Here is a 15,666-nt window from a genome sequence, read left to right on the forward strand (position 1 = left end):
TGCAAACCTAATTTTCGCTCACATTCAAAAAACATATAAATTAGTTAATTTTTTTATCACCCTAAATTTAAAGGGTTAGTAAATAATAAAAATATTCTGATATGAAAGTATTAATACTTTTTTCAACCTTGCAATTTAGTTGAAGAATGAATCGTAAAAATAGAATTATTCTTTACTAAAGTAATTTGATAAGCCAATAATTGCTGATGATTGGCTCCAAGTATAGTCAAGTCTGCGACAGAAAGACCATTATCTAATCTTTTTAGATAAAATTTCCCATGAAAAGAGTAGATCTTGTCTCCAACAATGGGGTGGCCAAGCCAGTTTAACTGAGCGCGGATTTGGTGTTTACGCCCAGTTGTCAGCTTACATTCAACGATGCTCTGATCACCATAGCGGTTGAGAACCTTAAAATCGCTAATCGACTTTTGCCCAGCACTCGTCACAACATGCATCTGGCAACGAATATCACTGTCTTTCACCGTGCTTAATTGACACTCAACATGTTGGCTATCCCAAACAGGATTTCCCCAAACTCTCGCATGGTAGACTTTCTCAACTAACAACTCTTTAAGCCTTGGCTGCCAATATTGAGCCGCTTGTTTGGTCTTTGCTAAAACGATCAGTCCTGAGGTTTCTATATCGATTCGGTGTATAAGATGGGCATCAGCAAATCCAGATTGCTGAACTAAACCAATTAAATGCTGTGTCGGATTACGAGTTGTTCGACTCACAGGTAATAATGCGGGTTTATCGACCACCAGCAACTCGTCATCTTCCCAGATTAACTGCCAGTTAGTTGGCACTGAAGGTTCTTGGTAATTTTCGACCCAATAAGTCAGCTTTTGCCCCTGAAAAACGGGTTCTTCTAGAGGCATTATTAAATCATCAACTAAAACAAGCTTATCCCACCAACGTTTCTGCCAGAGAGTTAAATCAGCGATAGGAAGGCACTGCGCCAGCACTTGATAAAGCACTAAGCCATTCCAGCGACTGGGAATTTTTACATCAAAACGAGTCAGCACAGACAAAATCTAGGCAAAAAATGATGGGGGAATTATAAAGATAAAGACACCACACTGATATGAAATTTATAGATTCTGGAAAAGAATGTCTGGCGTAATAATTCCAACACATCCACCAGTGTCACCAGTTACAACCACAAGTTTGTTTTCAGGGTTTTGAAAAGCTCGTTTAATAATATCGACTTCACTCGTTTGATTTAGGCTTTCATATCCACCTTTTTTTAGAATTTGATGGACGCGTCTATTCAAAGTCAGCACATCACGTTTTTGCTCTGAATCAGTCTCCAAATAAGGACTGATGGCAGCATTAATATCTGCATCACGCAAAATGCCGCGGCACTGGCCTTCTTCAATGACTACCCAGAAATTGCTCGGGTGGTTACGCATTTTCTCAAGGACTGTACCTAATTTATGATCCAAACTCACTCTTGGGAACTCACGCAACATAATATCGCGAGCGCTGCGCACGTTGGATGACGACAAAACGGGCTGATGCTGAGCAAAATTATGCGGCAATTTTCCAGCCAAGATATCGGTTAAGCTAATCGGTTTAGCAAACAAATACCCTTGTGCATAATCAACTTTCGCAAGGGATATCATATGCAAAATCTCAGCAGTTTCGACCCCTTCAGCCACAACTTTTCCTCCCATGCGATGAACCAAAGATGTGACCATTTCAATCATCATATAGGCGTTAGAGCCCATTTTAAGGTCCATAACAAAGCTGCGGTCGATTTTAATGAGATTAATCGGCAGATTCAAAAGATAAGAAAACGAAGAATAGCCAGTCCCGAAGTCATCGATTGCAATTTCAATCCCTTCTTTTTTGAGCCTCTCAATCCAAACCATCTGTCGGTCAACATCGGCTAAAAAGGAAGATTCGGTTAACTCCACCGTCACTAATTTAGGATCAATTCGCGCATCCATAATCACTTTCAAAGTGTCTTCAAGACAGCAATGTGACAGCCGGTCGTTGCGCATTGAACGGTTTACCGATAATTGTATAGCAGGGTCCTTAAAATGCTCCTGAATAGATAACAGATCGATTAATCCTTTGCGGGTGACCGCTAAATCAATTCTATCAATCCAGCCATTTTCCTCCGCAAGTTGAATCAGTTCCTGAGTGTTATACGGTAATTTAGTATCAAGATTAACCCGAAATAACGCTTCAAATTTAGTGATATTGAGTGTACGCAGGTCAATAATTGGCTGATAAAAGACATCAATTTGATTCGCAGATATCGCTTTATCTAATAACCGCGATAATACCTGCTTACTGTCCATTTTTTTCTGTAGCCGATTATCAAAATAGATAATCGATGATGAGCCGCGCTCCCGACTTCCAACCAATGCTTGACTGGCATGGCTCATCAATTGCGTCGTTGATATGGCATCCGTTCCTAAAATTGACACGCCAAGCGATACTTTAATGTCGATATCATTGATTTCACCCAGCTGTTCATCATCTTTACAAATTGCATTCATTAGCACCTGTAATTGCTGATGAATTACGCCTAAATTTCGTGGAACAATAAAAAAGCCAGCAAAGAGATCTTGGCTCAATACGCCGATCTCCATCTCATTGGGCAAAGCAAGCAGCCGATTACCAATCAGCCAATGGCTCATGGATGTACTAATGTTTTTAGAAAAATAGGGTTGAAAGACAACCAGGACCATCGTTCGGTCCCCTGGAAGTTGAGTAAAATGTTGATTCAGCTTCTGTTTAAATTCTGCCACTGCTAATAATTTAGAAGAGGAATCAGGAGCGAGCATATCCTCTGGATTTTCGGGCTCATTATCAATTCGAGTCATTGCCGCATCGAGGCGTTTAGAAATAGCCACATAAAAACAGCTTTTCTCAGAGCGAACCTGAATGCGCTGCAGTGTTAACTCGTGCACAAAGGTCAGCCCCTGTTTATCACGAGCAAGCAGCTCGCCACTCCAAAATCCTTTTTTATCAACCGCCAGCCAGATGCGTTGATACATCTGAGGGTCAGCGTCATTGCCACCAAATAGCTCAGCAGAAACCCCCAGCAATTCATTGGCTTCAAATCCCGTGGAACGACAAAACTCTTGATTAGCCATGAGGATCCGCTGCTTGGCATCCAGTACCAACATGCCAACATGCGCCTTCACAAACAAATAGTGAAGAAGTTCAAACTCAATCTGCTCAGAAGGGATGTTGATTAACACCTCAACGGTGCCCTGAATAAGATGAGGCTCACTTACATCGTGCCAAACACACAATAAAGCCACAAAGCGCTGCTTTTCGGTACTAATGGTAACGCGCACTTCTTTGGTCAGGTGCTTCTGATAAACATCTCTTACTAGCGCTTTGAGCATATCGCGTTGATCTGCTTGAGCACTCGCCAGCAACTGCGCCAGTGTCAGACTTCCCTCTTTGGGATAACCAAGTAAAGCGGGCAGCTGTTCAGAGCAAGTCATGGATGAATTTTGTACATCCCAACACCATTGAAGAGGGAAACCTGCAACTTGACTCAACAGATTTTCGTCACTCATAACGCCATACCTTATCGCGCCACCATAAATGATTCGTTAAGAATTACAGATAAGTTTATACCAAAATATTGATCCGCGAAGAGATATCCAATTTAAGGATGTAGGTTTTAGAGCAATGACACAAAATAACTTACCGAGCATGTAGCCCTGCTCTTGATTTTATTTCAGATCTGTCATTATTTAACCAACTGAATGATTTATAGCTATTTTCCCCTTGCGCTCGATAAAAAATAGGAGAAGAATAATGCCATCTTTACGGCGTGTAGCGCAGTCTGGTAGCGCACTTCGTTCGGGACGAAGGGGTCGGAGGTTCAAATCCTCTCACGCCGACCATTTAGATCATTGTTGTTTGCCCTCCTCTTTCTTCAGCTTTTTTAATCAATGATTACAGCTTTTAGCTGAGACTCTCTATTTTTGAAATAAAAAAAGGGGGCTTAGCCCCCATAAACTCATCCGGATAATTTAATTCATCAGACAAACAGAGCAATCATGCCACCGACTGTCGCAGCCGCTTTTAAGAATTGGCCAACCTGATATGAATCACTGTCCTTTTCTTTTTGCGTTGCACTATCGAGCCCTAATGCTCCGGAGGCAAACGATTTGAGATTATTACTCCCATCACCTTTGGCCGTAGCATCCTTACCCTCAACCTTGGTCTTGGCATCCTGCACTGGCGGAGTATAAGGTTTAGAACTGTACATAGCAGTTTTGCTGTAAGTAAGTGGTTTACTATCCTTTGCGTCTGATGATTTGGACAACGTTACCTGTGTTGAAGGCGACGTTGCACCCCTGCCGGATGGGGACTGCTTGGCATCTAACTTGTCGAAGCTAAAATTCTTTGCCACCATTGCGTCTTTTTGACTTTGCGATGGTGACACTTGAGGCTTAGCTGCGGCCTTAGTTAGCCCATGCAGTTGGTCCTGTCTGATGCCTTGACTAGCTCCAGTCGCACTTCCTATAGGCATTGTCCATCCTCCATTCAGGGTCTAAACGACTTATCGACCTAGTCATGAAAAGCTTTAGCTTCATTGACTACATTTTAGTCAAAAAGTCATCCTCAACATATTTGACTCTCTTCAAATACTGTTGACAGTCCCTATAAAGCAAACAGCGAGCCAACTTCTAAAAACCCAGATATCACGGGCTTTAGCGATGATTTTTTGTAATAAAAGGCAATGAAATCGGCAAGCTTTTGCCGTAAAGCGGCAATTTATAGAAAAAACAATTGCAGCAAAATTATCCATCTATTCGATAAATCGGAACTTTTTGCGTTTTTCTGTTGTCTTGGATAAAGTCTGTAAAACTTTATGTTGCTGAAAAAGATGTGTATTAAATTATTTTGAAATTTTAAAGACCTTTACCTTGACCTATTGAGTAAAAAGGCATTAAGTGTCGCGGATGATAAAACTCACAGTGCAAAACTATCTTACCCGCGCCAAAATAACTAAATAACACATAGAAATTACCAACTATTACTTTAAGCATGAGGATGCGATGGCTCATCAACAACTTAAGTCGTTACGCCACTATTTAAACCAACAGGTTTTAGGGCAGTCAGAATTCATCGAACAGCTATTAATCGCTCTGCTTTGTGGCGGTCACTTACTGGTTGAAAGCCCTCCAGGGCTTGCTAAGACTCGCGCAATTAAAGCGCTTTCACATATTATCGACGGCAATTTCCAACGGATCCAGTTTACGCCAGACCTTCTGCCCTCGGATATTACTGGGACAGATATATTCCGCATGCAAACGAATGACTTTGCATTTCAACGCGGTCCGATTTTCCATAATTTATTACTCGCCGATGAAATCAACCGAGCCCCGGCTAAAGTACAGTCGGCTCTACTTGAAGCCATGGCTGAGAATCAAGTGACGGTTGGACAACGCACCTATAAATTACCCAAATTATTTATGGTGATGGCGACCCAAAACCCGCTCGAGCAAGAAGGAACCTATCCGCTGCCCGAGGCACAATTAGACCGATTTTTGTTTAAAATCGAGCTAGATTACCCTGACAGTGAGCAGGAGTTAGCGATTTTAGAGCTCAATGATGCCGAAGCGCAGCATCGCAGTATCACGAAGCCGACTCCGCTAACTCAAGATCAGTTATTCGAGTTACGCGATGCCGTCATGAGCGTTCATTTAGCGCCGGCACTTAAGCAATATATTGTCGATTTGGTAATAGCAACTCGGCATAGCGAACGCTACGATTCATCATTAGCAAACTGGATTGAATACGGTGCGAGTCCGCGTGCAACTATTTCGCTGGCCCGCGCAGCTAGGGCCTGTGCATTCTTGCAAGACCGAGACTTTGTAACTCCTGATGACATTCAAAAACTGGCCAATTGCGTACTTCGCCATCGGGTATTATTAAGCTATCAGGCAATTGCTCAGGGCATTACTAGCGATATGGTCATCCAACGTTTATTAGAGCATGTGAGTGTTGCTTAAATGTATCAATTGCAACGCCCTTCCCCTATCGAACTCAGCCTCAACCAGTTACTGGATTGTCGGTTGATTCATTTTAAGGCCATGCTCAAAAAAGAGCTGACACTTAGTCAGCAAGCGGGCCATATATTGAGTCGTTATCGTGGTAGCGGCATGGAATTTGACGAAGTTCGACAATATCAGCCAGGTGATGATATCCGCCATATTGACTGGCGCGTAACCGCACGAACAGGAAAAGCGCACAGTAAAATATTTCGTGAAGAGCGCGACAGGCCAGTCGTTATCGCCATTGATCTCAACGCCAGTATGTTTTTTGGATCAGAGAATAAAGTGAAAGCGATGATGGCTTGTGAACTAGCCTCAATTATCGGCTGGAGCACAATTGATAAACATCAACGCACAGGTTTGCAACTATTAGGGCAACAACCGCAATACACGGATTTAGTTCATACCCGCTCGAACTGGTTAGTTTTGCTGCAACAAATTTGTCAACGCTATCAAAATCAGCTTAGCCACCTTGCAAGCATTGAGCTTAAAGTGCATGACCTTCAAGAATCGCTCATGCATCTGCCTACAGGCGCATCCGTACATATCATTAGTGATTTCTATCATTACCAAGAAGCAGATCTGAGCTGCCTGCAACAAGGGATGAAACGCCATTTGCTAACTCTGTGGCAAATTACTGACCCATTGGAGTTTGAATTGCCTGAGAATCAATTTGAATCGCTCAGTGTTACCCAACACCAAAAGCGGGGCTTGTTACCACTGCAACAAAAAAGCTTTGTCCAAAAATACCGTCAACTAGCGGCGCAGCGACAAGATAACTTAAGCCAAATTTTCTCTAAATATCGACTGACCTCTCACCATCTTTCAACAGCGAAGGAGTGGCATGAGTACTTCTAATGCGTTAAAAGGCTTAAAAGATATTATCGTACCATCGACGCTTGAAACAGGCTCACTCGCACCGGGTTGGTGGATTGTTATCAGTGCGATAGTTATTATTCTGGCCATTATTGGATATGTGCTCTGGCGATACTGGTATGCAGGTAGACATAAAAGAATGGCACTCGATCAAATCAAGAAATTAAAGAGCCAACCAATCCAGTTAGATCAATTGAATCAACTACTAAAACGTACCGCTTTAGTTTATTACCCACGAGAAACAGTGGCGTCCTTAAGTGGTAAAACCTGGTTTGAATTTTTAAATGCACAAACAGGTAAAAATTATTTCGATGATATGCTCATTAACGACTTTATTCATGATTTATATCGCGGCCCCCGCCCAGCATCAGAGCAACAGATAACAGCTGTTTGCCAGTGGCTAAAACATGCCCGAATCCATCGTTGGAGGCATTATGGGTAACATCACATTTGCTTGGTGGCCGCTGCTTTTTTTAGCACCTTTACCATTTATTATCCTTTGGCTATTTCGAGAAGCCCCGAAGCAGACTCAATCAATTTATAATTACAGCCTGCCATATATGATTACTGAGCGAGAAACCCCATCAAGGCCTGCGCTGTGGTGGTTAAAATGGCTCGTTTGGCTGTTATTACTATTAGCGCTTGCTCGCCCTCAATGGTTAGGTGATGCAACTGTTCCTATTACCCATCAAGGGCGCAATATGATGATTGCGGTTGACCTATCTGGCAGTATGCAAATTCCCGATATGCGTTGGAATGGCGAGCAAGTCTCAAGACTTGTTGCACTAAGGCATCTATTGGGGCAATTTGTCACACAGCGCAAAGGTGACCAACTCGGGCTCATTTTATTTGCAGACCATGCCTATTTACAGGCACCGCTTACCTTTGACACAACGACAGTCCATCACTATGTGACGCAAATGCAACAAGGGTTGGTTGGTAACCAGACTGCTATCGGTGAAGCCATCGGTTTAGGAGTCAAAGAGCTACTCAAAGTGCCAGCCAAACAACGTGTACTCATTTTACTGACAGATGGCCAAAACAACGCTGGTGTTGTTGATCCACTACAAGCGGCAAAAGTTGCCAAAGATAATCATGTCACTATCTATACGATAGGAATTGGCGCTAGACATTTCTCTGTACCGACTTTATTTGGAATGCAGTCGCTTAATCCATCTCAAGATTTAGATGAAAAACTCTTAAAGCAGATAGCCAGTATGACCAACGGCCAATATTTTCGAGCAGCAAGCAGTGAACAAATGGCTCAAATATATAAAAGACTAGATAAGTTAGAACCCATTAAAGGCGCAAAACAATATTATCGACCTAAACAGGAACTCTATTTCTGGCCGCTACTGATTGCCACGCTGTTGATATTAATCTCCCCATTTGCACAGATGACACTAAAAGGGAGACATTAATGCCGATTCACTTTGCTCGAATTGAATGGTTATGGCTCATTCCCATCGTACTCATCTGGTTATATTGGCACTATCGCCGACGCGCCGAACAAGGATGGTCGAATATTTTACCCCAAGCGATTTCGCAATATTTATTAGCAACTAAATCAGGTAAAACGAACCGTCACTGGCCTTGGTTACTAGGACTGTGGTTGATAGTTAGTTGTATTGCTCTATCAGGACCCAGCATACAAAAGAAAAATCTGACAGCGGTCAGCGGTGGCAATGCGCGCGTATTAGTCTTAGATATGTCTAATTCCATGTTGGCAACGGACGCCAAACCTGACAGGCTTCACATCGCCCGTTATAAAGCTCTGGATTTAGTGAAACAATGGCACGGCGGAGAAACAGGATTAGTCGCCTTTGCGGGAGATGGATTTATTATCAGTCCAATTAGCAGCGACAGCGCAACGTTAGCGAATTTAATTCCCCATCTCAAACCATCGATTATGCCGGTACAAGGCTCAAACATGAAGGCAGGTGTTGGCAAAGCGATTCAGTTATTAAAACAAAGCGGATACCAAAGCGGTGATATTGTTGTGATTGGCGATAGCACTCAGTCGTTAAACGAGCAAAGCATAATGAGTGAGTTAAAAACCCAGCATTATCGCCTTTCATTTTTAGCTGTTGGCTCACCTAAAGGCTCACCTATTACGCAACCCAATGGCCAACTATTAAAAAATCGCCAAGGTGATGTTGTGATATCCAAAGTTCAGCTAAAAAATGTCACCCCTGTTTGCCAATCAACAGGCGGCTTATGTTTGTGGGTCCGAGCAGATAATCAGGATGTAGAACGACTCACAGCGCTCAGCAATCTAGATTACAGTAATAAAGGCAAACAAACCCAATCCAAACAGTTGCAATGGGCTGATGTTGGTTATTGGCTCATTTTTCCGCTGTTAGTTTTGTGGTTGTTCCGTTTTAGGCAGAGTTCTCTTATTGCATTGGTTTTATTACTAAATATCCCTAGCCCACATGCCCAAGCAGAAGATCTATTTAAAAATCAGGCACAACAAGCTAACGAAGCATTTAAAGATAAACATTACCAACAAGCCGCGACGTTATTTAAAGACCCTAACTGGCAAGCGAGCGCTTGGTATAAAGCAGGACAATATCAAAAAGCCCTTGATGAGTTTAAAAAAGATAACTCAGCTTCTGGTTTATATAATCAAGGCAATGCATATGCTCAGTTGGGACACTATAAAAAAGCGCTTGCAGCTTATAAAGATGCCTTGGCTAAAAATCCGAAATTACAGCAAGCCCGTGATAACCAGCAGTTAGTACAACAATTACTTCAACAGCAACAGCAACAGCAACAGCAACAAAATAATAAATCGAGTCAGCAGTCAAACAAGTCAGATGCTCACAACGATAAAAAAAGTGGTAAAGATTCGAAAAGTGATGCATCTAACCAGAATCAGCAAAAACAAGGTGCCGAGAAAAATTCCAAACAGCAAGACGCTGAGCATAAATCATCACGCTCAAAAGAGCCTGATCAGAGGGATTCGCATAACCAGGCCAATTCATCCTCAGCGAATGACCAAAACCAGCAACAAAGGGAAAAAGAGCAACCAACAATGGCTTCTGGGAAAAAAAGCGATAGTAAGCCTGACTCGGAAAAACCAATGGCTTATCAACAAAGTGGTTCGGCGGAAAAACAACAAAAACAGGATCTTGACCAAAAACAACTTAAACAATGGCTCAATCAAATTCCTAATGATCCAAGCCTTTTGCTAAAAAATCAGATGCAGATGGAGTACCAACGCCAGAGAGGTCAACATCAAGCTACGGAGGAAAACTGGTGATTCGCTATATTGTCTTTGCATTTATTTTTTTTACAGCAACTGCTCAAGCGGCCAACCAAGATGTGAGCGCCACCGTGAGTCAAAATCCGGTTTATGTCGGAAAAGCATTTACGTTAACTCTAACAGCAAATGCCTCTCTGTCCTCTTCTGAGTTTGACCGTTCAAAATTGTTACATCATGGTTTTATCGTAGGTTCAACCTCAACGAGTAGACAAATTGATAGCATAAATGGAAAAATAACCCGGCAAACTCAATGGGTGACAACATTGTTGGCCAGAAAAGCCGGCGATTATACGATTCCAGCACTATCGATAGCTGGGAATCTAACCCAACCTATACACATCAAAGCCGTCGCCTACCATGGTCAAAATGCAACCCAACAACAGGTTTTGGTTCAAACCAAATTACTCGCCCAATCAGCTTGGGTAGGTCAATCACTGCTCTATGAGGCAAAAGTATTGGTTGCAACCAGCCTCTCAAATGCAGATTTTGCCTCACCCACTGCCGATAACGCCACTATCAAACAAATTGGCAAAGACCAACAGCAAACAGAAATCATCAACGGCAAACGCTATCGTACTCTTACTCGCCGCTGGCTTATCACTCCTGAAAAAGTTGGCGAGCTAACGATTAAAGGCCCAGAGTTAACTGGCAGTGCTGGTGTTATCGATCCCTCTTTTGGCATGTCTCAAGAACCTGTTGATGTGACAGGAGCAAGCCAAAGAATAGATGTTCAAGCCATTCCAAATGGATTTACCCAACCGTGGTTAAGTGCCCAAAAAGTAACGATTGATGACCAACTATCACCGAAGAATACAGCCCCCAAAGTTGGTCAAGCGATTACGCGAACCATCACTATCACGGCCCAAAATGCAGACTTAAGCCAATTACCGCAGATAAAATTTGATTATCCAGCGGGTCTTAGAGTGTATCCAGAAAAACCAGTTGATCACCTATTTATCAAAGATAATCATTTTTACGCTCAGCGGCGTTATTCGATAGCAATTATTCCAACTCATTCAGGAACATACAATATTAAAGGAAGCTCATTAACTTGGTGGAATATTGATGATGCTTCAGTGCAATATAGTAAAATCAAACCTATCACGTTGGATGTTGCAAACTCATCAGGAACCGCGCCATCGCCGGCTAAAAACGAGCCTCCACACCAAACAGACAAGAAAATTTCTACAAATAAGACTAAAAGCCCATCACCAAGCAACATTCATAGCTCGAACCTATGGCTTTGGATATGGATTGCAACTTGTCTGATTTGGGCAGGCCGCGAGCTATGGGGGCGTTATTTTAAAAAATCATCACCACCGAAGTTAACGCCGCAATCAGAACACGAAGCCCCCGAACAAAGTGATTCATGGCAAAAGTTTGCCACAGCAGCAAAAGCGTGCCAAAGCAAACAAGCAGAGCATGCACTTCGTCAGTGGTTAGTTCATCAAGACAGCGGTATGCAAGAGCGGCTTAAGCCACTCTTGGCCGAGCTCGCCGCAATGGCTTGGCATCCTGATAACAGTGAAGAGCCTTGGGATGGCGTTAGTTATTTAGAACGGGTAAATAAGGCTAAACGTCAAAGTACATCAGCAAAACGCACAAAAACACAGTTGCCGCCGCTAAACCCCTAAAATGAAAAGCCACCTTTTCATAAAGGTGGCTCTATTTAGAACAGCTCAAACCCAACAAAAAAGCCGCTCATCAATAGCGGCTTCTTATATACAAACTAATTGTCTAAATTTAATTAACGAAGAGACAATTGGAAAATCAAATTTTCAGCCTGACAACCAAAAATAACTTCACCATTCAGATGGAACTGGTCGTCTTTAGGGGCAATCTCAACATTAATCTGAGCGGGTTCATTTTCGGCTTTACGAACTTTAGCTGTCAACAACTGTAGAGCCTGCTCAGCTGCATCACGGCTTTCAAAAGTCTGATCAATTGGTGTACTGCATTCTGAACCATCGATGACGCTGCCGATTTCAACACAGCTACAAGCTAAACATTCATCTGCTTGAGATTTCATAAAACCACCTCTCTTGTTTGCAATAATCAATCCGATTACAACTATACGCTCTGCTACATTAAATGCATCAAAACAATCGAGGACGCTCTATTAATTTTTGATCTAAATCAATCTTAATCATACGTAAATTAACTTCTGGCACGAAATATTTCTAACACTTCAGCCTGTTTACGCACCGCCTGGCGCCCTGCTTCAATGGCTTCTTGGGCTCGAAAGAATTCCATTAAACCAATATCGGCCACTTTGGGTGCAATTAAAACTTCAGGAGGATCACCCGCCATACGCGAGCGCTTTAATTTATCTTCAAGAATATCAAGCGCTCCAGACATCACTGCCATCATATTAGGTTGAGTCGGATCTTTTGGTTTTCTATGGCGCCCAATCTTATCAACAACCGATTGAAAATATCCTTGTCCAACTCCCATCGCCCGTGCAAACAACGATTCTTGGCGCTCAAGGACCTCTGTCGGAACTCGGCGATCTTCTAATAAAATAGGAGAATTTGCGATTGCATTCTCACCGATTCGATTGGCCTGTAAATCGACGGCAATCACATGGCTGGCTCCCATCGCTCGGCATAATGATACTGGAACAGGGTTTGATACGGCGCCATCAATGAGCCAGCGCCCATGCCAACGAATGGGCGAAAAAAGTCCTGGCATCGCGCATGAAGCTCTCACCGCTCGGCGCATGTTGCCGCGTTTTAACCATACCTCTCTACCGGTATATAATTCAGTTGCAACAGCAGCAAACGGTAAGCGCGAAGCTTCAACGCGCCGAGAGCCTAACAAAGCTTCGGTTAAAGCAAATACCTTCTTGCCTAAGAGCAACCCACCTTGATTAATTCCAAGATCGAGCAATTTCACGACTTGCCAATTGGTTAATGTCTGAACCCATTGCTCAAGTTCATCCAACCGATCATTTGCAAATGCCGCCCCCACATACGCCCCAATAGAGCATCCAGCGATATAATGAGGTTGAATACCAAGTTTCGATAGTTCATCAAGCACGCCTATATGGGCCCACCCTTTAGCGGCTCCACTACCTAAAGCAATTCCTAAACGCGGATAAGCAGACGAATATTGCCAATTCATCAAATTTACTCTTTTAAGAAGTTGATGACTTTGACAACAAGATTATCAGAAAATAAATGAAGTGAAATAGTACAGTTGAGTTAGAATTACTATTTTACAGGCAGATCATCAGGTGGGAACGCCTGTCCTTGTAAAAAATGTTTGCGACATAACGAGATATAACGCTCATTCCCGCCGATTTCGACCTGTTGACCATCTCGCAAAATATTGCCATTTTCATCAACGCGCGCATTAAAATGGGCTTTATTACCACACCAGCAGATAGTTTTGAGTTCTTCAAATTTATCAGCCAGGCATAACAAATAATAAGCTCCTTCAAATAACTCACATTTAAAGTCGGTCTTAAGACCATAGGCCATCACGGGAATATTTAGCTCATCCACAATATGAGCCAATTGATAAACCTGCTCTTTTGTCAAAAACTGCGCTTCATCGACAATGACGACATCCAGTTTTTCAGGCCAATTGAGCACTAAATCATATAGATCTTCTTCAGCATTAAATGAGTATGCGGCTAAAGATAGACCTATTCGCGCTGAAATAACCCCTTTTCCAGCTCTGTCGTCAATCGCTGGCGTCATTGCCAAAGGAGTCATGCCACGTTCTATATAATTAAAATGAGCTTGAATGAGCTGCGTTGATTTGCCCGAATTCATTGCTGCATATTTATAATGTAACGAGGCCATGACAATCCTTTAATATTAAATAAGCTAATCTGTTAACTGAGTAAATCTATTGACTGCGCTGCGCAAGAGCCAACAAGCTCTGTTGCTTTGAGCGCAGATTAAACCACACAAGACCTGCGACTAACAAGATTAACCCGCTCGACAACGCGATAAAGACATTTTCGCTAAAGCCCACGACTACATATCCAATTGCAGCCACAGCGGCAGTAAAAAATGCATATGGAAACTGCGTAGTCACGTGATCGATATGATGACACCCAGCACCAGTTGAAGACAGAATAGTTGTATCCGATATCGGTGAGCAATGGTCGCCAAAAACAGAGCCCGCTAAAACCGCAGCCAAAACTGGTAACATCAAATCAGGGTATGCAGCACCTGCAATATCACCAGCAATGGGTAACATCACCCCAAAAGTGCCCCAACTTGTTCCCGTGGCAAAAGCCATAATCCCAGCAATAATAAATAAAATGACAGGAAGCCAAGCCCCGGCAATATGCGCTGATTTAACGATATTAGATAAATAAACACCTGTATTTACTTGATGAATCACCTGAGCAATTGTCCAGGCAAAAAACAATACTAAAATAGCACCTGCCATTGAGTACGCACCTTTTATAAGAGTACGACTCACAATACTAAATCGGGCCTTGAGATAGAGGCTAAATATAATTGAAGTCAATAAGCCACCTATTCCACCCATAACTAATGATGTGGGAACATCGGTCTGCTTTAAAATGTTCAACAAAGAGACTGACGCATCACTGTCAAGTCCTTGATATCCAGTTACGATAAATGCGCTAAACGTAACTAGTGCGAGAATAATTAATGGTAAAATCAGCCCTAACGGTGAACCATCAATAACCGCATCAAAGCCACTCGATGTTCCAGCGGGCGCTCCTTTAGCCGTATCGTATAACTGACCTTGAGCAGCATTTTGTTCATGCTTTGCCATACTGCCAATATTTATATTGAAATAAGCCACGGCAAATGCACAAATAAGGGCAAAAATTGCATAAAAATTTAATGGGATAATATCAATAAAAGCATTTAATGGCGTAATGTTATTAAACCCATGATGCTGCAAAATGTCACCAATTTGCGCAATTATATAAGCTCCCCAGCTTGAAATTGGCATAATTACACACATTGGAGCAGCAGTTGAATCTAATAAGTAAGCTAATTTTGCCCGGGAAACGTTGGCATGATCTGTTAATGGCCGAGCAATGCTACCCACTGCCAAACTGTGAAAATAATCATCAATAAAAATGACAAAACATAATAGTGCAGTAAGTAAAGATGCCCCCTTTTGCGTTTTTATTCGCTTGCGAGCCCACTTTGCAAAGGCATGGGTCGATCCATTTATTTGCATCAGAGCTGTCATTGCGCCTAATAACACTAAAAACACTAATATGTTGACATTACTACTTTTTAAGTGGCCATTACTCCAAACTAATCCTGCCACAATACCTGCTATATACTGGAAACTTTGCACAATACTTCCTTGAGTTAATAGCAAAGCACCTAAAATTATTCCGCAGGCTAGCGATAGTAGAACCCGCCGCGTCAATATTGCCATCAGTAAAGCAACTGCAGGTGGGAGCAAAGAGTAAATAGAATCTGAATAAGAAGTTAAAACCATGATCTCTCTAAAATTTTAAAAGGAGATCTACTCAAA

At 42.4% G+C, this 15,666-nt stretch carries 13 protein-coding genes and 1 tRNA gene; 7 read left to right on the forward strand and 7 right to left on the reverse strand.

Features of this window, described 5'->3' with window-relative positions:
* Positions 1-122: 122 nt before the first annotated feature.
* Positions 123-1,025 (reverse strand): RluA family pseudouridine synthase, encoded by a 903-nt coding sequence (locus ABTQ23_RS09230; protein ID WP_408615413.1) that lies wholly within the window; start codon positions 1,023-1,025, stop codon positions 123-125.
* 66 nt (positions 1,026-1,091) lie between these two features.
* A complete protein-coding gene (locus tag ABTQ23_RS09235) occupies positions 1,092-3,545 on the reverse strand; it encodes an EAL domain-containing protein (RefSeq protein WP_408615414.1) in 2,454 nt (817 codons plus the stop codon).
* A 256-nt stretch (positions 3,546-3,801) separates the two neighbouring features.
* Between ABTQ23_RS09235 and ABTQ23_RS09240 the strand changes: the two genes are divergently transcribed.
* Positions 3,802-3,878: transfer RNA gene (locus ABTQ23_RS09240), tRNA-Pro, on the forward strand.
* A gap of 137 nt (positions 3,879-4,015) precedes the next feature.
* Here ABTQ23_RS09240 and ABTQ23_RS09245 read toward each other — a convergent pair.
* Entirely contained in the window at positions 4,016-4,510 is a 495-nt protein-coding gene (locus ABTQ23_RS09245; RefSeq protein WP_408615415.1) for a hypothetical protein, read from the reverse strand.
* Between the two features lie 529 nt (positions 4,511-5,039).
* On the opposite strand from ABTQ23_RS09245, the gene ABTQ23_RS09250 reads away from it, so the two are divergent.
* From ABTQ23_RS09250 to ABTQ23_RS09275, 6 genes are read left to right on the forward strand one after another with little or no spacing between them, the layout of a single operon-like run.
* A complete protein-coding gene (locus ABTQ23_RS09250) occupies positions 5,040-5,996 on the forward strand; it encodes an AAA family ATPase (RefSeq protein WP_408615416.1) in 957 nt (318 codons plus the stop codon).
* On the forward strand, positions 5,997-6,896 hold the full coding sequence (locus ABTQ23_RS09255) for a DUF58 domain-containing protein (RefSeq protein ID WP_408615417.1): 900 nt from the start codon (positions 5,997-5,999) through the stop codon (positions 6,894-6,896).
* The gene (locus tag ABTQ23_RS09260) at positions 6,883-7,356 is read left to right on the forward strand and encodes a DUF4381 domain-containing protein (RefSeq protein ID WP_408615419.1); all 474 of its coding nucleotides are present in this window, start codon (positions 6,883-6,885) and stop codon (positions 7,354-7,356) included. The genes ABTQ23_RS09255 and ABTQ23_RS09260 overlap by 14 nt, the downstream gene beginning before the upstream one ends.
* Positions 7,349-8,335: a VWA domain-containing protein gene (locus ABTQ23_RS09265; RefSeq protein ID WP_408615421.1), complete on the forward strand. Its 987-nt coding sequence runs from the start codon at positions 7,349-7,351 to the stop codon at positions 8,333-8,335. Before ABTQ23_RS09260 ends, ABTQ23_RS09265 begins: the two co-directional genes overlap by 8 nt.
* Positions 8,335-10,179, forward strand: a complete 1,845-nt coding sequence (locus ABTQ23_RS09270) for a vWA domain-containing protein (protein ID WP_408615422.1) — start codon at positions 8,335-8,337, stop codon at positions 10,177-10,179. Before ABTQ23_RS09265 ends, ABTQ23_RS09270 begins: the two co-directional genes overlap by 1 nt.
* Positions 10,176-11,816 (forward strand): BatD family protein, encoded by a 1,641-nt coding sequence (locus ABTQ23_RS09275; protein WP_408615423.1) that lies wholly within the window; start codon positions 10,176-10,178, stop codon positions 11,814-11,816. Before ABTQ23_RS09270 ends, ABTQ23_RS09275 begins: the two co-directional genes overlap by 4 nt.
* A gap of 113 nt (positions 11,817-11,929) precedes the next feature.
* On the opposite strand, the gene ABTQ23_RS09280 is transcribed toward ABTQ23_RS09275, so the two are convergent.
* From ABTQ23_RS09280 to ABTQ23_RS09295, 4 genes are all read right to left on the reverse strand, one after another.
* Positions 11,930-12,211, reverse strand: a complete 282-nt coding sequence (locus tag ABTQ23_RS09280) for a YfcZ/YiiS family protein (protein WP_408615424.1) — start codon at positions 12,209-12,211, stop codon at positions 11,930-11,932.
* Positions 12,212-12,339: 128 nt separating this feature from the next.
* Positions 12,340-13,305 carry a patatin-like phospholipase RssA gene (gene rssA / locus ABTQ23_RS09285; RefSeq protein WP_408615425.1) on the reverse strand — a complete coding sequence of 322 codons (966 nt, stop codon included), beginning with the start codon at positions 13,303-13,305 and terminating at the stop codon, positions 12,340-12,342.
* A gap of 89 nt (positions 13,306-13,394) precedes the next feature.
* Positions 13,395-13,991 carry a thymidine kinase gene (locus ABTQ23_RS09290; protein ID WP_408615426.1) on the reverse strand — a complete coding sequence of 199 codons (597 nt, stop codon included), beginning with the start codon at positions 13,989-13,991 and terminating at the stop codon, positions 13,395-13,397.
* Positions 13,992-14,037: 46 nt separating this feature from the next.
* On the reverse strand, positions 14,038-15,630 hold the full coding sequence (locus ABTQ23_RS09295; RefSeq protein ID WP_408615427.1) for a Na+/H+ antiporter NhaC family protein: 1,593 nt from the start codon (positions 15,628-15,630) through the stop codon (positions 14,038-14,040).
* Positions 15,631-15,666 lie beyond the last annotated feature (36 nt).

Origin of the sequence: Celerinatantimonas sediminis (assembly GCF_046054195.1) — a bacterium.
In the GTDB taxonomy this organism is placed as follows: domain Bacteria; phylum Pseudomonadota; class Gammaproteobacteria; order Enterobacterales; family Celerinatantimonadaceae; genus Celerinatantimonas.